Source organism: Xenorhabdus sp. SGI240 (assembly GCF_040081915.1).
Taxonomy (GTDB): Bacteria; Pseudomonadota; Gammaproteobacteria; order Enterobacterales; family Enterobacteriaceae; genus Xenorhabdus; species Xenorhabdus bakwenae.
In genome coordinates, this window is the sequence record NZ_JBEBMB010000047.1 from 33,112 (window position 1) to 53,576 (window position 20,465).

14 protein-coding genes and 6 tRNA genes are annotated in these 20,465 nt (G+C 42.9%); 7 read left to right on the forward strand and 13 right to left on the reverse strand.

Translation table 11 applies throughout. The features are described 5' to 3' along the window. Positions 1-4 precede the first annotated feature (4 nt). The 4 genes from corC to miaB all read right to left on the reverse strand — a co-directional run bounded on the left by corC (position 5) and on the right by miaB (position 3,919). Complete coding sequence (gene corC / locus ABLA76_RS11620; RefSeq protein WP_348988035.1) at positions 5-883, reverse strand: CNNM family magnesium/cobalt transport protein CorC; 879 nt, start codon at positions 881-883, stop codon at positions 5-7. A gap of 70 nt (positions 884-953) precedes the next feature. Continuing rightward, on the reverse strand, positions 954-1,421 hold the full coding sequence (gene ybeY, locus ABLA76_RS11625) for an rRNA maturation RNase YbeY (RefSeq protein ID WP_348988036.1): 468 nt from the start codon (positions 1,419-1,421) through the stop codon (positions 954-956). Next, the gene (locus tag ABLA76_RS11630; protein ID WP_348988037.1) at positions 1,418-2,464 is read right to left on the reverse strand and encodes a PhoH family protein; all 1,047 of its coding nucleotides are present in this window, start codon (positions 2,462-2,464) and stop codon (positions 1,418-1,420) included. The genes ybeY and ABLA76_RS11630 overlap by 4 nt, the downstream gene beginning before the upstream one ends. 24 nt (positions 2,465-2,488) lie before the next feature. Further along, positions 2,489-3,919: a tRNA (N6-isopentenyl adenosine(37)-C2)-methylthiotransferase MiaB gene (miaB, locus tag ABLA76_RS11635; protein ID WP_348988038.1), complete on the reverse strand. Its 1,431-nt coding sequence runs from the start codon at positions 3,917-3,919 to the stop codon at positions 2,489-2,491. 203 nt (positions 3,920-4,122) lie between these two features. Here miaB and ubiF point away from each other — a divergent pair, with 203 nt between their 5' ends. Further along, on the forward strand, positions 4,123-5,310 hold the full coding sequence (ubiF, locus tag ABLA76_RS11640) for a 3-demethoxyubiquinol 3-hydroxylase (RefSeq protein ID WP_348988039.1): 1,188 nt from the start codon (positions 4,123-4,125) through the stop codon (positions 5,308-5,310). Between the two features lie 370 nt (positions 5,311-5,680). Here ubiF and ABLA76_RS11645 read toward each other — a convergent pair. From ABLA76_RS11645 to nagB, 9 genes are all read right to left on the reverse strand, one after another. After that, positions 5,681-5,755 (reverse strand) — tRNA-Gln (locus ABLA76_RS11645). 14 nt (positions 5,756-5,769) lie between these two features. Beyond that, positions 5,770-5,846, reverse strand: a tRNA-Met gene (locus ABLA76_RS11650). A gap of 41 nt (positions 5,847-5,887) precedes the next feature. Continuing rightward, positions 5,888-5,962 (reverse strand) — tRNA-Gln (locus ABLA76_RS11655). 83 nt (positions 5,963-6,045) lie between these two features. After that, positions 6,046-6,120 (reverse strand) — tRNA-Gln (locus ABLA76_RS11660). Positions 6,121-6,189: 69 nt separating this feature from the next. Then, positions 6,190-6,274, reverse strand: a tRNA-Leu gene (locus ABLA76_RS11665). A 5-nt stretch (positions 6,275-6,279) separates the two neighbouring features. Further along, a tRNA-Met gene (locus ABLA76_RS11670) sits at positions 6,280-6,356 on the reverse strand. 156 nt (positions 6,357-6,512) lie between these two features. Continuing rightward, positions 6,513-7,736 carry an N-acetylglucosamine repressor gene (locus ABLA76_RS11675; protein WP_348988040.1) on the reverse strand — a complete coding sequence of 408 codons (1,224 nt, stop codon included), beginning with the start codon at positions 7,734-7,736 and terminating at the stop codon, positions 6,513-6,515. Positions 7,737-7,748: 12 nt separating this feature from the next. After that, positions 7,749-8,906, reverse strand: coding sequence for an N-acetylglucosamine-6-phosphate deacetylase (gene nagA / locus ABLA76_RS11680; RefSeq protein ID WP_348988041.1), 1,158 nt, complete (start codon positions 8,904-8,906; stop codon positions 7,749-7,751). Positions 8,907-8,930: 24 nt separating this feature from the next. Then, entirely contained in the window at positions 8,931-9,737 is an 807-nt protein-coding gene (gene nagB / locus ABLA76_RS11685; protein ID WP_348988042.1) for a glucosamine-6-phosphate deaminase, read from the reverse strand. A 372-nt stretch (positions 9,738-10,109) separates the two neighbouring features. Here nagB and nagE point away from each other — a divergent pair, with 372 nt between their 5' ends. The 6 genes from nagE to ABLA76_RS11715 all read left to right on the forward strand — a co-directional run bounded on the left by nagE (position 10,110) and on the right by ABLA76_RS11715 (position 20,423). Next, on the forward strand, positions 10,110-12,122 hold the full coding sequence (gene nagE, locus ABLA76_RS11690; protein WP_348988043.1) for an N-acetylglucosamine-specific PTS transporter subunit IIBC: 2,013 nt from the start codon (positions 10,110-10,112) through the stop codon (positions 12,120-12,122). Positions 12,123-12,554: 432 nt separating this feature from the next. Next, complete coding sequence (locus tag ABLA76_RS11695) at positions 12,555-13,406, forward strand: phytanoyl-CoA dioxygenase family protein (RefSeq protein WP_348988044.1); 852 nt, start codon at positions 12,555-12,557, stop codon at positions 13,404-13,406. A gap of 36 nt (positions 13,407-13,442) precedes the next feature. Further along, positions 13,443-14,189, forward strand: a complete 747-nt coding sequence (locus ABLA76_RS11700; protein WP_348988045.1) for a glycosyltransferase — start codon at positions 13,443-13,445, stop codon at positions 14,187-14,189. 273 nt (positions 14,190-14,462) lie between these two features. Continuing rightward, the gene (locus ABLA76_RS11705) at positions 14,463-15,692 is read left to right on the forward strand and encodes a DegT/DnrJ/EryC1/StrS family aminotransferase (protein ID WP_348988046.1); all 1,230 of its coding nucleotides are present in this window, start codon (positions 14,463-14,465) and stop codon (positions 15,690-15,692) included. 151 nt (positions 15,693-15,843) lie between these two features. Further along, positions 15,844-17,511, forward strand: coding sequence for a glutamine--tRNA ligase (gene glnS, locus ABLA76_RS11710; RefSeq protein WP_348988047.1), 1,668 nt, complete (start codon positions 15,844-15,846; stop codon positions 17,509-17,511). 206 nt (positions 17,512-17,717) lie between these two features. Then, complete coding sequence (locus tag ABLA76_RS11715) at positions 17,718-20,423, forward strand: beta-N-acetylhexosaminidase (RefSeq protein ID WP_348988048.1); 2,706 nt, start codon at positions 17,718-17,720, stop codon at positions 20,421-20,423. The last annotated feature ends 42 nt before the right edge of the window (positions 20,424-20,465 follow it).

Consider the following 20,465-nt stretch of genomic DNA (forward strand, 5'->3'; position numbering starts at 1 on the left):
CTATTTATTGTTTATCAAGGCCAGGAACATCAGCATCATCCGGTATTTTTACATGAACCTGAATGATTTTACGGCTATCAGACATTGCCACTTTGAAAAGGTAGCCGTCAATGATGATGGATTCCCCACGTGAAGGCAGATGCCCAAATGCCTGCATGACTAGTCCACCAATAGTATCAACCTCTTCATCGCTGAAATTGGTGCCGAAAACGTCATTAAAATCCTCAATTTGAGTCAATGCTCGCACTGAATAGGAATGGCGACTTAAGGCACGAATATCGTTATCATCATCATCATCGTATTCGTCTTCTATTTCACCCACGATCAGTTCAAGAATATCCTCAATGGTGGCCAGCCCCGAAACGCCGCCAAATTCATCGATCACAATCGCCATATGGTAGCGCTGGGAACGGAATTCTTTCAGCAGGCGGTCAACACGTTTACTTTCCGGCACGACAACAGCCTGACGAAGTACTTTACCAATACTGAAAGGTTCTGCATTTGTACGCATGAAGGGTAGCAGATCTTTCGCCATTAATATTCCTTCGATGTGATCTTTGTCTTCGCTGATCACTGGAAAGCGTGAGTGAGCTGAGTCAATAATAACATCCAGACATTCGTCCAGAGTTTGGTTGCGTTTTAAGGTAACGATCTGTGAGCGTGGGATCATAATGTCACGCACGCGTTGATCAGCAATATCTATGACACCTTCGAGCATTTCGCGGGTATCGGGATCGATTAGGTCGTTCTGTTCAGAATCACGGATCAGTTCAACCAAATCATCACGGTTTTTCGGTTCACCGTGAAAAAGCTGATTCAGAAGTGCAAAAAAGCCTTTCTTAGGGCCAGGGTTATCGTTACTTGAAGGATGGTCGTCGCTCATGGCGTTTTAATGAAAATTCCCCATATAAAATCGTAGATTATTATGTTTAACATAAAAATGTTGACAGTGGTTATTCTTTTTCCGAGAGATAGGGATCAGTATAACCCATTTTTTTTAGGATCTCTGTTTCCAGAGCTTCCATTTCTTCCGCTTCTTCGTCTTCTATATGATCATATCCCAGAAGATGAAGGCTGCCGTGAACCACCATATGTGCCCAGTGTTCTTCGACAGTTTTTTGTTGCTCCTCTGCCTCTTTTTCAACAACTTGACGACAGATAATTAAATCACCGAGTAAGGGTAATTCAACTTCAGGTGGAGCTTCAAATGGGAAAGATAACACATTAGTTGGTTTATCTTTCCCACGATAAGTGAGGTTTAAATCGTGGCTTTCTGCCTCATCGACCAGGCGAATAGTCACTTCACTTTCGGCCTGAAATTGTGGCAAAACACTTTCCAGCCAGCGTTGGAAAAGGGCTTCCTCAGGAAGCCCTCCGGGGTTTTCACATGCAATTTGCAAATCTAATATGACTGAACTCATTGTGCTTCCTGTTTGCGTTTCTCATTGAACGCTTTTTTGCGTTCCTGTTCCGCCGCTTCCCATGCTTCATAGGCGATAACCACTTTTGCCACCACCGGATGGCGAACAACGTCTTCACTATGTAAGAAGTTAAAACTCAGGTCATCAACATCAGATAAAACTTCTATTGCATGACTCAGGCCTGATTTTTGGCCTCTTGGCAGGTCAATCTGGGTTACGTCACCGGTAATGACTGCTTTGGAATTAAAACCAATGCGGGTCAGGAACATTTTCATCTGTTCAATGGTCGTATTCTGGCTTTCGTCGAGAATAATAAAGGCATCATTGAGGGTACGTCCACGCATATAAGCCAGTGGCGCCACTTCAATTACGTTTCTTTCGATCAGCTTCTCAACTTTTTCAAATCCCATCATCTCAAACAGGGCATCATAAAGCGGGCGCAGATAAGGGTCGACTTTCTGGCTGAGATCACCGGGCAGAAAGCCCAGTTTTTCCCCGGCTTCAACCGCAGGGCGAGTCAGCAGGATACGGCGGATTTCCTGACGCTCCAGAGCATCAACCGCCGCCGCGACAGCCAAATACGTTTTCCCTGTACCCGCAGGCCCAACCCCGAACGTGATATCGTGATCAAGGATGTTAGCAATATACTGCGCCTGATTGGGAGTACGGGGTTTTACAACACCCCGTTTAGTTTTGATATTGACAGCTTTACCATATTCAGGGACGCTTTCCGCTGCTTGTTCCAGCACCCGGCTTTCAGTAATAGCGAGATGCACCTGTTCAGGCTCAAGATCAGGTATTACGCCGCGTACCGGCGCGGTTTCGACATAAAGGTGGCGCAGGATCCCTGCGGCCGCACTGACAGATAATGGTTTACCTGCCAGTTTGAAACGGTTATCACGACGATTAATTTCAATACCCAAACGACGCTCAAGTTGTTTCAGATTATCATCAAGTGGTCCACACAGACTCATCAGACGTTGATTGTCAGCGGGTTCCAGAAAGATTTCTTGGGTTGCTACTTGTGGATTTATTTGTGTCACTGATTATCTCTATGTTAGAGCCTGTTAAGGCTGATAAAAGCCAACGCCGAGTTCATCTTCCTTGCGAGTACGGGCAATGACTGATTCAGGTGACTCATGGATGCGCAGATCCATCTCATCTTCAGTACGGATGACTTTACCACGCAGGGAGTTGGCGTATACGTCAACAATTTCGACATCAACAAATTTGCCAATCATGTCAGGTGCTCCCTCAAAATTAACCACGCGGTTATTTTCGGTACGGCCAGCGAGTTCCATGATATTTTTGCGGGATGGGCCTTCAACCAGAATGCGCTGCGTGCTGCCAATCATTGCGCGGCTGTAGCTCATGGCTTGTTGGTTAATGCGCTGCTGGAGCAGGTATAAGCGCTGCTTTTTCTCTTCTTCACTGACGTCATCTGGCAAATCAGCTGCGGGTGTTCCCGGGCGCGCTGAATAGATGAAGCTAAAACTCATGTCGAAGTTAACATCAGCAATCAGTTTCATGGTTTTTTCAAAATCATCCTGTGTTTCACCAGGGAAACCGATGATGAAGTCAGAGCTTATCTGTATGTCAGGGCGTGCTTTACGCAAACGGCGAATAATGCCTTTGTATTCTAGCGCAGTATGGGCGCGTTTCATCAGGGTAAGAATGCGATCAGAACCACTCTGGACTGGCAAATGCAGGAAGCTCACTAACTCAGGGGTATCTTCGTAGACTGCAATAATGTCATCAGTAAATTCAATGGGATGGCTGGTGGTAAAGCGAATGCGGTCGATACCATCAATAGCCGCAACCAGACGCAACAGTTCTGCAAATGTGCAGATACCGTTATCAAACGTTGCACCACGATAGGCATTAACGTTTTGACCAAGCAGATTAACTTCACGTACACCTTGCGCAGCAAGCTGGGCAATTTCGAATAAAATATCATCACAAGGACGACTGACTTCTTCCCCACGGGTGTAAGGTACAACGCAGAATGTGCAGTATTTATTACAGCCTTCCATGATGGAAACGAATGCGGTTGGGCCTTCTGCTTTAGGCTCTGGCATCCGGTCAAATTTTTCAATTTCAGGGAAACTGATGTCAATGACCGGGCTGCGGGTGCCTTTGACATGGTTAATCATCTCGGGCAGGCGATGCAGGGTTTGTGGTCCGAAAATAATATCGACGCTAGGTGAACGCTGGCGAATGTAATCCCCTTCCTGGGAAGCAACACAGCCCCCCACACCGATAATGATTTCAGGGTTTTTATCTTTCAGGCCCTTCCAGCGGCCAAGCTGGTGAAAGACTTTTTCCTGAGCCTTTTCACGGATTGAACAAGTATTCAGGAGTAAGATATCTGCGTCTTCGGCGACATCGGTTAACTGATAACCGTGAGTGGTTTCCAGTAAGTCGGCCATCTTGGATGAATCGTATTCGTTCATCTGACAGCCCCAGGTTTTGATATACAGTTTTTTTATTGTCGACATTTTGTGTATCCGGTGTTTCCAGTGGAATGATGCTTCAACACTGAAAAGCGCAATATATTGCACGTAGTGTATTTAGCATAATATTGTTGGCTATTGTAGTCATTTGAGGCACCAGTGACCAGACTGTAACAGCGGATATTCACAGTCGAAAAGGGAAAATTCCGGTAGACTATTTTAATCAATAAGTTAATGACGTGATGAATATGAATAATCCACAACAAAAATGCGATATCGTTGTCGTTGGTGCCGGTATGATTGGTGCGGCGACAGCATTGGGATTGGTGCAGGCAGGTTGGCGTGTTGCATTGTTGGAGCATCAGCCCCCTGCGCCTTATGATGCAGAGAGTGAACCTGATGTTCGTATATCTGCGATTAGCTGTGCTTCGGTGGATTTATTGAAACAACTGGGAGCATGGGAAAACGTACTGAGAATGCGCAGCGCTCCTTATCGAAAGCTGGAAACGTGGGAGCAAAGTGACTCGAACGTCATTTTCGATGCTGAAAGTTTGGGGCTGCCAGAGCTAGGGCACATGGTTGAAAATCGTGTCTTACAACTGGCATTGTGGCAGGAATTTGAGCGTTATCCGAACCTGACATTGTTTTGTCCCGCTGTTTTGCAATCTATGCAGCGTCAGCATGAGAATAAAACGTGGCTGGTAACGTTGGAAGATGGCACGGAAATTGATACGCGGCTGATTATTGGTGCCGATGGTGCCCGTTCTCAAGTCCGTCAATTGGCGGGTATTGGCAGTAACGGGTGGCAATATCGCCAGTCATGTATGCTGATAACGGTCAAGACTGACCTGCCCCAACAAGATATAACCTGGCAACAATTTTTTCCTTCTGGTCCCAGGGCCTTTCTGCCGTTGTTTGAATCATGGGCTTCGTTAGTTTGGTACGATTCACCCGCACGTATTCGTCAATTGCAGTCGATGACGATGATACAACTTGAACGAGAAATTTTTCAGGCATTTCCTGCCCGCTTAGGTAAAGTTATCCCGATTGCTGCGGGTTCATTTCCACTGACCCGTCATCATGCCAGCCATTACGTACAAGAAGGGTTGGTTTTGCTGGGAGATGCGGCTCATACCATCAACCCGTTGGCAGGGCAGGGCGTGAATTTAGGCTATCGGGATGTTGATGTTTTACTCAAGGTGCTGACTAATGCTAAAGAATTGTTGGAAGAATGGGATTCTTTGAGCGTTTTGATGCGTTATCAGCATCGCAGAATGCCGGATAATTTGATAATGCAAGCGGGAATGGATTTTTTCCATACCACATTCAGTCATGATTTGCCGGGATTGAAAACGGTACGAAATCTGGCATTGATGGCAGCACAGCGTTCAGGAGTCATGAAAAATCTTGCTCTGAAATATGCATTGGGGTTGTGATGGATATTACTTCCTATTAGCCCCTTATGGGGCTAATCAGTGCAGGTCACGGATCACAGGTAATGCCAGGTTCTGCATCGGGGTATTTTTCCCAAAACGGGTTTAATGATGCAACGGGTATTATTTTCATAAACGCATACCAGTCCCGCTTTGGGACTTATGCCAGTCGCCAGTAAGCGTATTATTTTCACCCAGCCAATGCTATTGAATTAGAGAATGATTTATTTGCGATGATTGAAGAGGCTTGCATGGAGGATTTTGACGGCTGTAAAACAAAAAAACCACCCTTAATGGTGGCGGGTACATCAAAGAATATTCTACCTGTATATTCTTTTTTAATATGTCATTTTAGCTGACATATTGATAAATCTGGCTGGGGTACCAGGATTCGAACCTGGGAATGCCGGAATCAGAATCCGGTGCCTTACCGCTTGGCGATACCCCAACTGAATTTTAAAATGGTGGCTACGACGGGAATCGAACCTGTGACCCCAGCATTATGAGTGCTGTGCTCTAACCAGCTGAGCTACGTAGCCATTTACGATAAACGTAATATTTTTGATAAATCTCAGTAAGATGGCTGGGGTACCTGGATTCGAACCAGGGCATGCCAGGATCAAAACCTGGTGCCTTACCGCTTGGCGATACCCCAACTGAGTGTTATCAATGCAGCCTCTGTTATCCCCAGAATGTGCAGTTAACCTTATATCGTTTTAACTTATTGTTCCAGTTAAATGGCTGGGGTACCTGGATTCGAACCAGGGCATGCCAGGATCAAAACCTGGTGCCTTACCGCTTGGCGATACCCCACCTGAAATAACACGCTAAAACTTAAAACCGTTATCAAAACACATGCTAAGTACAACCCGATAAAGAAAATGGTGCGGGAGGCGAGACTTGAACTCGCACACCTTGCGGCGCCAGAACCTAAATCTGGTGCGTCTACCAATTTCGCCACTCCCGCAAAGATGGTGGCTACGACGGGAATCGAACCTGTGACCCCAGCATTATGAGTGCTGTGCTCTAACCAGCTGAGCTACGTAGCCATCTTTTTTTTGCTTTGCCTTCACCGGCGGTGCGGGGCGCATTATGCGTATATCAGACAGATGCGTCAACTGCTTTTTTTAAGAAATATGCGCAAAATCGTTTGTTTGTTTGTCTTATAAGCGTTTTGCCGACAAAGCCGGCTAAAACGGTTGAAATTATCCGCCAAGAAGCTGTTGCAACAGTACACCATTAAGCATTGCCCGTTTTGTTAGTGCGAATGCACCAATTGCTGAACAGTGATTTAGTTCAGAAATCACCACAGGGAGGTCTTCGCGGAATGCTTTTAGTACCTGGGTATTGATACTGCTTTTGATAGTCGGCAGCAATACCTGTTTTGCTTGTGTGATTTCTCCGGCAATTACCACCTTCTGAGGGTTAAAGAGGTTAATTGCGATTGAGATAGCCTTGCCAAGATAAAGCCCTACTTGCTTGATGACTTCGGTTGCCAGAGGATCACCCGCATTGGCTGCAAGACAAATTGCATGGATATTGCAATTATTCAAGGCAAGCTGGCTTGGGAACCCTTGGTGTAATTGTTGTTGTACTTTAGCCTCGATTGCTGAATTGGAAGCGATAGTCTCCAGACAACCAAAATTACCGCAATGGCAGCGTTCACCAAGAGGATCGATTTGGATATGGCCTATTTCACCCAGATTGCCGCGTTTGTTGAGCAAAATATTGTTGTTAACAATGACACCAGCCCCTGTACCGCGATGGATGCGTACCAGAATGGAATCTTCACAATCGCGTGTTGCCCCGAAATAATTTTCTGCCAATGCAAGGCTGCGAATATCATGACCAATAAAGCAGGGGGTATTGAAATGTTCTTTGAGATTCTTAACCAGAGGCCAGTTATCTACCGTAATGTGTGGCATATAGCGGATGATACCTTGTTCAGGATCAACCAGGCCGGGAAGAATAATCGAAATGGCGATCAATTCACGGATCCGGCGCTGGTTTTTGTCGATGAAACTTTCAATGGCGTAAATAATTCGTCTCTCGACTTCTTGCTGACTCTTTTCCCGCACAGGGTAGTGTGCTTCCGCTAATGTTTTGCCACTCATATCGAACAGTGCCACCGTTGCATCATGGCGCCCAAGCCGGACTCCGATCGTATGGAAATGGCGTGTTTCGCTGATAATGGAGATTGCGCGTCTTCCGCCGGTGGAAGCCTGATGTTCGACTTCTTTTATCAGGCCGCGCTCTAACAACTGACGAGTAATTTTAGTTACGCTGGCAGGTGCAAGTTGGCTCTCTTCTGCAATTTGGATGCGTGATATTGGCCCATGCTGATCAATCAGGCGATAGACCACCGCACTATTTAGCTGTTTGACGAGATCGATATTACCAATTTGCTTCTGTGCATTTTCATTACTCATCAGTCTTTATACTCACGGTAGTTTGATTTCGTTTCCGTTAACAATGGTTTTGCAGATTTTGAAATCGTGAGTAAATGCGGTCAGGTTCGCTACCTTGCCGGATTCAATCGTACCGAGGTGTTTATCGATACCGATTGCGCGGGCAGGGTAAAGCGTCACCATTCGCAACGTTTCATCCAAAGCAATACCAACATGCTCCACACTATTTTTGACACAATCAATCATTGTGATTGATGAGCCGCTCAGTGTTCCATTTTCATCAACGCATAAGCCATTTCGATAATATATTGTTTTATTGGCAAAGGTAAATTGTTCTATGGCATCGGGAGCAAGCCCGGCAGGAAGAATGGCATCTGTTACCAGGATAAGCTTTTCATTTTTTAATCTCTTGGAATTGCGGATATTTGGCCATGATACATGCATTCCATCACAGATTATGCCGGCATAGACTTCTGGGGAATCATAAATGGCACTCACCAGCCCAGGCAGGCGGCCAGAAATCGCAGGCATGGCATTATATAAATGGGTAGAGAAAGTCATGCCATGTTGGAAGCCATAACGAGCTTCTTCATAAGTCGCATTAGAATGACCCGCAGAAACCGTAATACCCGCATCGGCCAATTGCTGAATATATTGGCTTTCTACCCTTTCAGGCGCGAGCGTGATCTTGGTAATAACATCAGCATTCCGGCACAGGTAATTAACCATTTCAGCGGTGGGCTTGCGGATATAGGCGGTATTGTGCGTTCCTTTTTTTATTGGATTGATATAAGGCCCTTCCAGATGCAACCCTAATGCCTGATTAGGATTTTTTTGCAGATAGCGGCGCATCACTTCAATGGCTTTTATCATTAATTCATCGGGGCTGGTGATGAGGGTAGGTAAGAAACTGGTACAACCGTAGCGCTGATTGGTTTTCTGCATAGTATGCAGAGTTTCTTCTGAAATATCTTCCAACCGTTCATTAAACTGGACTCCACCACAACCGTTCACTTGTAGGTCAATAAATCCTGGTGCGAGATTTGCGCCATGTAAATCGTGTTTTTCAATCTCTTCTGGCAGCGCGTTTAGCGGACAGACTTGTTTAATCAAACCATCTGCAATAATGACTGCATGGTTATCGAGCCTGTCATATCCGGTATAAATAATGCCATTGGTTAATGCATACATTGATATCTTAACTCCTGGATCAGTTTAGCTGGCGAATTCATTAACGATATCGGCCTCTAACTGGTGAAAATACTTCACTGTCTTTACTTTCAGTTCCATAGTGGCGGGTTCATCACAGACAATCAGTGATTTTGGATGCATCTGGAGGCAACTGATTGTCCACATATGGTTAATATTCCCTTCTACAGCGGCTTGCAAGGCTTGCGCTTTATTCATTCCGGTTGCCAGAATCATAATTTCTTCAGCATCCATTAAAGTACCCACACCAACGGTTAATGCATATTTGGGAACTTGCGCTATTTCATTATTGAAAAAACGGGAATTGGCAGTCCGCGTCTCAATAGTCAGTGTCTTAATGCGTGTGCGTGAAGAAAGAGAAGATGCCGGTTCATTAAAGGCAATATGCCCATCATTACCCACACCGCCCATAAATAAATGTATCTTGCCATAAGCCTGAATTTTATTTTCGTAACGTTGGCACTCAATCTCAATATCTTCTGTATTTCCGTTTAACAAATTGATGTTCTCTTTTGGAATATCAATGTGATTAAAGAAATTTTGGTACATGAATGAATGGTAGCTTTGAGGATGATCTTCCGGCAGACCCACGTATTCATCCATATTAAATGTCACAACATGCTTGAAGCTCACTTTTCCCACTTGATACAGGGAAATCAGTGCCTTGTAAGTTGTCAATGGCGTGCTGCCAGTGGGAAGCCCAAGAACAAAAGGACGCTCAGAAGTTGGATTGAATTCATTGATTTTACTGGCAATGTAGTGAGCAGACCATCGACCAACATCACTTGCCGTAGTTAGAGGGATAAGCCTCATGATGACCTCTTAAAAAAGCATTCAATAGTTAATGACAAGAGCTATGCACGATACACATGATTTTGGGATATCAATGTGGTGCGTGATAGCTGGGTGACAAAACCATACATCATACTGGTTCTAAATGGGGTTTTGTCGTATCCAATGCAATATAGATATTTTCAATAATAAAATAAGCTTTGCGTGCTAGCTAGGTTTTTGATTAAAAATTTATCAAATCAGGTGACTTTAATCACATATCAGATGGATTTAATTTGCGATGCAAAATAATTTTTTTAGACTAAAAGTGTTTTAACAATAAATACATAAGTGATGGCATAACGTCATTGATTAACGAAAAGATGCTATTAACGGAGCTTCAAGGGGGCATAAGTGAATATTCTGAGCTACTTACAACGGATTGGACGGGCATTAATGGTGCCTGTGGCAACATTGCCTGCAGCGGCAATATTAGTGGGTATAGGTTATTGGATTGATCCAACGGGATGGGGGACCGATAATGCGTTGGCGGCACTGCTTATTACGTCAGGCAATGCCATTCTCGACAACATGGGGATGTTGTTTGCGATAGGGATTGCCTATGGAATGTCGAAAGATAAAGATGGGGCTGCTGCACTGGCAGGACTTATCGGATTTATTGTCGTCATGAAACTATGTTCTCCGGCAGCGGTGGCAATGATTAAGGGAATTCCGCTTGAGGAAGTCCCAAAAGCATTTGGCAAGATTAATAACCAATTTGTCGGGATTTTGGTGGGAACCTTTTCTGCTGAACTGTATAACCGCTACAGTAATGTAGAGCTACCACAAGCACTGTCTTTCTTTAGTGGTCGTCGTTTAGTCCCCATCTTGAACTCTTTCCTGATGATTATTGTGTCGTTTATCTTAATGTTTGTTTGGCCAATCGTTTATGACTGGCTGGTAGCATTCGGTGAGAGTATTACCAATCTTGGCTCCGTTGGGGCGGGTTTGTATGCCTTCTTCAATCGTTTATTGATACCAATTGGTTTGCATCATGCACTGAACTCAGTATTTTGGTTTGATGTCGCGGGTATCAATGATATTCCTAACTTCCTCGGTGGACAAAAATCCATTGAAGCAGGCACTGCGGTTATGGGTATCACTGGCCGCTATCAGGCTGGTTTTTTCCCGATTATGATGTTTGGCTTGCCAGGGGCGGCATTGGCGATTTACCACTGTGCTCGTCCGGAAAATAGAGCCAAAGTTGCCGGTATTATGATGGCAGGTGCATTTGCGGCCTTCTTTACAGGCGTAACTGAGCCACTTGAATTCTCTTTCATGTTTGTTGCACCCGTACTTTATGTGTTGCATGCCATCTTGACTGGGATTTCGGTTTACATTGCGGCTGCCATGCATTGGATTGCCGGTTTTGGCTTTAGTGCCGGGTTTGTTGATATGTTACTTTCCTCACGTAATCCGCTGGCGGTTCATTGGTACATGTTGATCCCACAGGGTTTGGTATTTTTCTGCCTTTATTATGTTGTTTTCCGATTCACCATCAGAAAATTCAATTTAATGACCCCCGGACGTGAGTTGTCAACGAGTGGCGATGAAGTTGCTATGGTGAAGAAAGGCAGTACTGTATCCAATATTGAGGAGGAAGCACGTCAATATATTGCGGCTGTGGGAGGGACAGATAATTTGACAAGTATTGATGCGTGTATCAGCCGATTGCGTTTGTCAGTTAAAGATTCAGGTTTAGTCAATAATCAATTGGTGAAACACCTTGGCGCGTCAGGGGTTATTCGCCTGAATAAACAGAGTGCCCAAGTCATTGTTGGACCCCGTGCAGAATTGATAGCTGATGCTATGCGTAACTTGTTAGCGAAAGGTTTCATTGCTGCATCAACAGGAATGTTGCCATCTGAGTCTCAAACTTTAGGAAAAAAGAGTAACCCGCAGGCAGGTAGGCCTATTTTGACGTTAATGGCCCCGATGAGTGGTGAATTAGTTGATTTAGAGGATGTACCAGATGAAGCATTTTCTCGCAAGATAGTGGGGGAAGGTATTGCCATTAAACCCACGTCGGATACCGTTTTTGCTCCTATTGATGGTATGGTTGTGAAAATTTTTGATACTAATCATGCGTTTTGTATTGCCGCAGATAATGGTGTTGAAGTCATTGTCCATATAGGTATTGATACTGTCGCATTAAATGGAAAGGGATTTGAACGTTTAATTGAAGAAGGCGTAAAAGTAAAAGCAGGAGATGCAATATTGAGGTTGGATCTTGATTACCTGAACGCTAATGCTGGCTCTTTAATAAGCCCGGTTGTTATTAGTAATATTGATGACTATAAAGGGATTAAAATTATTTCTAAGAATAATGTAACAGCTAAAAAAGAGATTTTATTTCAAGTAATATAATAAATATTAGGTAATGAAAGTTAACTTCCTGGTTTATATAGGTGATCGTTTAGGCGATCACCAAATGAAAATGTAAGTTGCTTTTTAATGTGGATTATTATGTGTTTTATATGTAATAAAAATAGTTATTATAGCAAGGCTAAAAAGGTGTTCTTAATCTAAATTAGGTTAAATTTTATTTTTATTGAAATTTTACTTTGTTTAAGTCGATTTTTTTTGATAAATTCATGTATGTTTATTGTTGGTTTTTTGTTTTTAAACTTATCCAATTATGTCTGATGGTAATAATTACAGTTAGAGCATAACGGGTAGCAAGCCTAAATAATATTTAGTTGAAATACGAAAGTGAGTTTAATAAAACATAAACTAAAAATAAAATTATTTTATGAAATAGTAACATATCGTATATAAAAACTAAGTAAGGTAAATAAAATGTCTAAAATCCTTTCTGAAGAAAAAATGAACGAGTACTTAAAAAGTTGGAATAATAATGGGTATATAGTTATAGAGTCAGCTATAGATAGAGAACAGGTACAGAAAACAGTCGATGCTATATTTGATTTTCTTGAAATGGATGAAAATAAGCATATTGATTTTTATGATAAAAATATTCGTTCTCGCTCAGGAATTGATGAAATGGGACGAATTCCTTTTTACCATCATCAAACGTTATGGGATAATCGGCAAAATCAAATAATTTATTCGGTTTATGAAAAAATATTCGGGACAAAAGATCTATTGGTAAGCATTGATAGAGTCAACATGAATCCTCCCGTTAATGAGGATTGGAAATATGAAGGATTTATTCATTGGGATATTGATGTTTCAACGCGGCCATTGGAAAGGAAAATACAAGGTTTATTAAGTTTGACAGATGATGATGGAAACGCGGGTGGGTTCCAATGTGTCCCTGGGTTTCATAAAGTGATATATGAATGGTTATCCAAACAACCTGAAGGATATAATAGCAGGTTTCCAGATACGACGGGAATGAAAATTGAGTCGATTCCATTAAAGGCGGGTGATTATGTTATTTTTCATGGTGCATTACCTCATGGAAATAAACCCAACCTTTCTAATAAACCTCGGTTGGCTCAATACTTTTGTTGTTTTCCACGCACTGAACTTACTGAACAACAAATTTCAGAGAGAATTTCAGCCTATCAGAAAGGATTACCGACTACATCTATAACAGGTAAGCCTTTCCCCACTAAGAAAGTAGAACAGCAAAGTACATCTGATATTAACTTAACAACATTAGGTAAATTATTGCTGGGGCTTTAATCATATTAACTCTAAGATGTTATAATGGAGAATAAAATGCATCATGTAGAGAATAATATTGATGTTTCAATTGTTCTTCCTAGATATAATGAAAATTTTTTCATTATTGAAAAAACGATACAGCGTATCAGGAAGCTCCAAGAGATATTGAATGTGCAAGTTATCATTGTCAACGATTCAAATAAAAATAACTTCCATGATCCCGATATTGTTAAAATAAAGAAGAAATATTCTGACGTTATAGTTATCTCCAATTGTGGTAATTATGGTAAAGGGTATAGCATTAGGCGGGGGGTTGATCTGGCCATTGGGAAATATATCTTTTACACTGACATTGATTTTCCAATAAAAGAGAATGACTTCTTCAATGCATACCAAAACATTGAAACATCTAATATTGATTTGGTTATTGGAGAGAGATTCTCAAAAAATAAATCAAGGGCTAATTTGTATCGTAAAATAACAAGTAAATTATTTTTGAAACTGGTTAATTCCTTATTAAAATGTGAGGTTTCTGATTCACAATGTCCATTCAAAATGATAAGGTCAGATCTGGCAAAAGAATTATTTTCTAAGCAAAAAATCAAAGGATATGCATTCGACGCTGAAATTATTTACCTGGCAAACAGGCTTTCTAAGAAACTATATCAAATTCCTGTTTCCTGGGAGGATACAAGGGAAAATTGGAGTTTAGTGAAAACACTGGCTAATTATAGTGTTATGATTTTAAGTGTTTTTTCTATTAAAATTTATTGGGTTATCAATGATCCTAAAATACTATGATGGGTATTTAGTCAGTATTTTCTGATTTAAACATTATCAGGCACACAAAAATAATGCTTCCCAGCCATGCAGTTGCTTCTATTGTAACATGTGGATATTTCGGAATTATGATTTGACCTGCTTTAATCGGATTTATTGCGCATAATTTTGATTTGGAAGTAGCGTTTTATATGTTATCTGTTGGTGCATTAATTATGCTGTTAAATGCCAGTTTAATAAGAACACATTGATTTAATGAAAATTTATTTACTATAAAAATTAAGGAGTATTATTATGAATTTCCCTCAATGGCCTTGCTTTGCAGAAAAAACACTTAACGATATTCAAATGCCACTTTTATCTGGTCAGGTTAATTATTGGACCGGAAAGAAAGGTATGGAGTTTGAAAATAAATTTGCTGATTGGATTGGCGCAGAAATGGCGATTTCCTGTAATTCAGGTACTTCCGCCGTTAATATTGCAGTTGGTGCATTAAATATTGGCCCAGGCGATGAAGTGATTGTTCCTTCTTACACCTTTATTGCCACCTCTTTTGCGGTTTTACAATGTGGGGCTATTCCTATTTTCTGTGATACGACAGAAGAACACACTATTGATCCTGCCAAAATTGAGGCACTGATTACGTCCCGCACCAAAGCGATTATCGTTGTTCACCTTTATGGGGTGGTATGCGATATGGACCCGATTATGGCTATTGCCCGTAAGCATAATCTTAAGGTGATAGAGGATAGCGCTCAATGCTTAGGTGGAAAATATAAAGGAAAATCGGTTGGCACAATGGGTGATCTTGGAACCTTTAGCTTCTGCCAGTCAAAACATTTTACGACGGGTGGAGAAGGAGGCATGGTCGTCACCAATAATACCGAAATTGGTTGGGAATGCCGAGCCTATCGCGATCATGGCTTTGATGTGAGAAGAAAATTTGATCTTCTCGCCTTGGAAGAAGTTTCATGGCATGTACATAATCGCATTGGTTACAACTATCGGATGACTGAAATCCAATCGATCATTGGAATTAATGAATTGGAGCGATTCGATAATTGGAATATGAAAAATCGTCAGCAATATGCCAAGATTTACGATGAAAAATTTGCCAATATCGATTTGATCGGTAGTTTGCCGTTGAATTCCGAAGATAGATGCAATGCTTACTGGTTATATCCGATAGTGTTTGATTTGCACAAATTGGATTGTACGGCTGAGGTCATTTTAAGTGACTTGAAAAAGATAGGTGTTCCTGCATTTAAGATCCAATGGCCAGAGGCTTATGGGGAAAAAGTATTCAAAGAATTGCGTGGCTTTGGCTCAGTGAATTTCCCTTTCCATTCGACAGAATACACCTCACCGGAATCGGTCAATTATCTCGATGTGGTGTGTGAAACCGCACGTTCTTTATTACCCAGAACGATCAGCCTGTATTTGCATCCTAGCTGGGATGAAAAACATATTGTTTATTGTGCAGATCAATTAATTGCGGTATTGAATAATCATCGAATTGGTTGATTTTGTAGCGGGAAGACGCAGTTGCTTCCCGCTTTTACACTCTAACTTCACCCATTCCGCCATTTCCCACGAACAAAGTATTGTTTCTCGGTTCAGCTTATTAGATTATAGAAGGTTATGTTAAAGCGCTTTTTGCATTGAGGAAAAAACGATGAGTGAGGCAGATGCCCGCCCGACAAACTTTATTCGTCAGATTATTGACGAAGATCTGGCAACAGGTAAACATACATCCGTACATACCCGTTTCCCACCTGAACCTAATGGTTATCTGCATATTGGCCATGCCAAATCGATCTGCCTGAACTTCGGCATCGCTCAAGACTATCAGGGACAATGCAACCTACGTTTTGACGATACAAATCCCGTCAAGGAAGATATTGAGTACGTTGAATCGATTAAAGCTGACGTTCAGTGGCTGGGATTCCAGTGGAGTGGGGATATTTGTTACTCGTCTGACTATTTCGATATCCTGTATCAATACGCCGTTGAATTAATCAATAAAGGTCTGGCGTATGTCGATGAACTGAGTCCTGAAGAGATCCGCGAATATCGCGGTACTTTAAAAGAGCCGGGTAAAAACAGTCCGCATCGTGATCGCAGCGTAGAAGAAAACCTGGCCCTGTTTGAAAAAATGCGTGTCGGTGAATTTGCTGAAGGCAAAGCGTGTCTGCGTGCTAAAATTGATATGGCATCCCCGTTCATGGTCATGCGTGATCCGGTCATCTACCGTATTAAATTCGCAGAGCATCACCAGTCAGGCAATAAATGGTGCATCTACCCGATGTATGATTTCACGCACTGTATTTCCGATGCGCTGGAAGGGATCACCCATTCCATCTGTACACTGGAATTCCAGGATAACCGCCGTTTGTACGATTGGGTATTGGATAACATTACGATTGATTGCCATCCACGCCAGTACGAGTTTTCTCGCCTGAATCTGGAATATACGGTGATGTCCAAGCGTAAGCTTAACCAGTTGGTGACGGAAAAAATCGTTGATGGTTGGGATGACCCACGTATGCCAACTATCTCTGGATTACGTCGTCGTGGTTATACTGCGGCTTCTATCCGTGAGTTCTGCTGCCGTATTGGTGTGACTAAGCAGGATAACAACGTTGAAATGGCAGCTTTAGAATCCTGTATCCGTGACGACCTGAACGAACATGCACCACGTGCGATGGCGGTGCTTGATCCGGTGAAACTGGTGATTGAGAACATGCCGGAAGGTGAAGTTATTCTGACAATGCCTAACCATCCGAATAAACCAGAAATGGGCAGCCGTGAAGTGCCGTTCAGCCGTGAACTGTACATTGACCGTGCAGATTTCCGCGAAGAAGCAAACCGCCAATATAAGCGTCTGGTTCTGGGCAAAGAAGTTCGTCTGCGCAATGCGTATGTGATTAAAGCAGAACGTGTTGAGAAAGATGCAGAAGGCAATATCACCACGATTTATTGCCAGTATGACGAGCAAACCCTGAATAAAGATCCCGCCGATGGACGCAAAGTTAAGGGCGTCATTCACTGGGTAAGCGCTGCACACGGCGTACCAGCGGAATTCTATCTGTATGACCGTCTGTTCAGCGTGGCGAACCCAGGGGCAGAAGATGATTTCTTGTCTACGATCAATTCAGGATCTCTGGTGATCCGTAAGGGATTTGTAGAACCAGGGTTGGTAAATGCATTGCCGGAAATAACCTATCAGTTTGAGCGTGAAGGTTATTTCTGTGCGGATAGCTGCCTCTCAAGTGCTGAACATCTGGTTTTTAACCGCACAGTTGGCCTGCGTGATACTTGGGCAAAAATCTCACAAGAGTAATAACCTCACTCCGTACACAAAAAAGCGTGATTATTTTCACGCTTTTTTTACTTAATAGCCGCGTAATGAAAATTAACTCCTTCCGCTAAGATTAAAAATTGCCTTATAGTCACATATTATATAGGGTTATTGCCTGGTCAAACTTGTACATTATTTATCCCAGAATTTACCCATCGAAAAAATAATAAGTTCGGACGAGGTAATTTATGAAACCCATTAAATTACGTACCTTGGCAGCCTTCATCACGGCAGTTGGATTTATCGGCAGCGCCCATACAGAAATGACATCGGCAATGTCGCCGCAGGACTCAATGTCATCACAACAGATCGTGGATTTACTGAGCCAGTTAAAAGTCAATTTCAACGTCATTGATAATCAGGCGGGTTCACATGGTACAGATTGTGCCATTCTTGGCGCTGATTCGGCGGCCTGTAATCGCGTCAACATCATCTTGAGCAATGGTGATCAGGCAATCAACGCTTCTGATTGGGCGCTCTATTTTCACAGTATTCGCCAAATACTGAAACTGGACCATGATAAATACAAAATCACTCCTATTACGGGTGATTTACATAAACTGGAACCGACGAAAAAATTTACGGGCATCAAAGCCAATGAAAAGGTTGTGCTACCGATTATTGGTGAATATTGGCAGATTTACAGTACAGATTTTATGCCGCGTTGGTATGCGACTTCCGGTGATGCTGCGCCCAAAGTATTGGCTAATACCGATACTGAAAACATCAGCCAATTTTTATCTGATCTGGAAGATGAACAGTGGAAACGGACCACAACGGATAACAATATCCTGATGACGCCAGAAAACCGCTTTGCCAACAACCAGCCGGTGGCAACAATCAATGAAGATAAGCTGCGGGGGCAGATTATTCCGACACCGAAAGAACTTTCCATTTATTCCCAGGATGTGGATTTATCCCGTGGCGTGAAATTAGAGTTGGGTGGATTGAGCGGCGAATCGGTTGACGTGATCAGGGAACATTTCAACGCTCATGATATTCATTTAACCGATAACGGTTATCAAATAGCGACCCAAATCAACGCAAATCAATTGACTAAACCTTGGCGAGCAAAAGGCGCATATTCACTGGAAATTACCACCAAAGGGACACAAATTGTCGCATTTGACCAGTCTGGCGTATTTTATGGCCTGCAATCACTGTTTTCCTTGCTTCCCGCCAATGGAACGCCAAAGATTGCGACACTGACGGCAAAGGATGCCCCACGGTTTGAATATCGTGGCGTGTTCCTTGATGTTGGACGAAATTTTCATAGTAAAGAAGCCGTTCTGCGTCTGCTTGATCAAATGTCCCACTATAAGCTGAACAAGTTCCATTTTCATTTGAGTGATGATGAAGGCTGGCGTTTGGAAATCCCGGACTTACCGGAATTGACAGAAATCGGCAGTCAACGTTGCCATGATTTGAGTGAGACCCGGTGCTTATTACCACAATTAGGATCAGGGCCAGACAGCAACAATATGGGAAGTGGTTATTTTAGCCGTCAGGATTACCTTGATATTCTGAACTATGCCAAAGCGCGCCAGATAGAAGTTATCCCAGAAATTGATATGCCCGCCCATGCTCGTGCCGCGGTGATGTCAATGGAAGCACGTTATAAGCAGCTTATGGCACAGGGCAAAGAGCGGGAAGCCAATGAATATCGTCTGCTTGATCCGACAGATACCTCGAAGACAACCTCCGTGCAATTCTATGATCGCCACAGTTATCTTAACCCGTGCATGGACTCTTCAACGCGGTTTGTCGATAAAGTGATTAGCGAAATTGTTGCCATGCATAACGAGGTCGGTCTGCCGTTGAATACATGGCATTTTGGTGGGGATGAGGCGAAAAATATTCGTTTGGGCGCTGGATATCAGGATAAAGATGGACTGATTGTGCCAGATAAGGGGATTATCAACCGGAAAATTGAAAACAAGCCGTGGGCAAAATCTCAGGCTTGTCAGAAAATGATAGCGCAAGGTGTCATTAAAGAGGTTGATGAACTTGCCAGCTATTTTGCCATTGAAGTCAGCAAAATCGTCAATAACCGTGGTATCAACACCATGCAGGCATGGCAGGATGGCCTGAAACATGCCAAATCGGCAAAAGATTTCGCCACTAAACAGGTTGCGGTGAACTTCTGGGATACCCTGTATTGGGGAGGTTATGATTCTGCCAGTGACTGGGCGAATAAGGGCTATCAAGTTGTGGTTTCCAGCCCCGATTATCTCTATCTGGATATGCCATATGAAATCCATCCGAAAGAGCGAGGCTATTATTGGGCGACCCGCTTTAATGATGAGGCGAAAATTTTCAGCTTTGCCCCGAACAATCTGCCACAAAATGCTGAAACATCGATGGATCGTGATGGCAATGACTTTAATACCCATAGCAATAAACGCTGGCCCGGGGCTTATGGTATGTCGGGGCAATCGTGGAGTGAAACCGTGCGTACCGATGAACAAATGGAATATATGATCTATCCACGCTTACTGTCGCTGGCGGAACGGGCATGGCATCAGGCGGAGTGGGAGCAGAATTATCAGCAGGGCAGGGAATATAAAGGCGGAATAACGCATTATGTTGATACGGCTCTCCTGCAACAAGACTGGGAACGCTTTGCCAATCTGATAGGGCAGCGTGAACTGGCTAAACTGGATAGCGCGAAAATCTTCTATCGTTTGCCTGTACCTGGCGGCCGAATTGTTTCTGGAACACTGGAAGCGAATATCGCATTACCGGGGGTGGTTATTCAATACTCATTGGATAATGGAAAAACATGGCAGGCTTATCATGACAGACAGCGGCCTCATGTCAGCGGCAATGTGAAAATTCGTTCTGTCAGTACTGATGGAAACCGTTTTAGCCGCATAGATGAAGTTAAATTCTAACGATTTTTTGAGGTATGAGGGCAATAAATTGATAAAGCAACC

What these genes read in the sequence shown, in the direction of transcription:
- corC (WP_348988035.1), bottom strand. Translation starts at nt 883, where the DNA reads ATGAGCGACGACCATCCTTCAAGTAACGATAACCCTGGCCCTAAGAAA.
- ABLA76_RS11675 (WP_348988040.1), bottom strand. Translation starts at nt 7,736, where the DNA reads ATGAGTAATGAAAATGCACAGAAGCAAATTGGTAATATCGATCTCGTC.
- ABLA76_RS11705 (WP_348988046.1), top strand. Translation starts at nt 14,463, where the DNA reads ATGAATTTCCCTCAATGGCCTTGCTTTGCAGAAAAAACACTTAACGAT.
- ABLA76_RS11700 (WP_348988045.1), top strand. Translation starts at nt 13,443, where the DNA reads ATGCATCATGTAGAGAATAATATTGATGTTTCAATTGTTCTTCCTAGA.
- nagA (WP_348988041.1), bottom strand. Translation starts at nt 8,906, where the DNA reads ATGTATGCATTAACCAATGGCATTATTTATACCGGATATGACAGGCTC.
- ybeY (WP_348988036.1), bottom strand. Translation starts at nt 1,421, where the DNA reads ATGAGTTCAGTCATATTAGATTTGCAAATTGCATGTGAAAACCCCGGA.
- glnS (WP_348988047.1), top strand. Translation starts at nt 15,844, where the DNA reads ATGAGTGAGGCAGATGCCCGCCCGACAAACTTTATTCGTCAGATTATT.
- ubiF (WP_348988039.1), top strand. Translation starts at nt 4,123, where the DNA reads ATGAATAATCCACAACAAAAATGCGATATCGTTGTCGTTGGTGCCGGT.
- ABLA76_RS11695 (WP_348988044.1), top strand. Translation starts at nt 12,555, where the DNA reads ATGTCTAAAATCCTTTCTGAAGAAAAAATGAACGAGTACTTAAAAAGT.
- miaB (WP_348988038.1), bottom strand. Translation starts at nt 3,919, where the DNA reads ATGTCGACAATAAAAAAACTGTATATCAAAACCTGGGGCTGTCAGATG.
- ABLA76_RS11715 (WP_348988048.1), top strand. Translation starts at nt 17,718, where the DNA reads ATGAAACCCATTAAATTACGTACCTTGGCAGCCTTCATCACGGCAGTT.
- nagB (WP_348988042.1), bottom strand. Translation starts at nt 9,737, where the DNA reads ATGAGGCTTATCCCTCTAACTACGGCAAGTGATGTTGGTCGATGGTCT.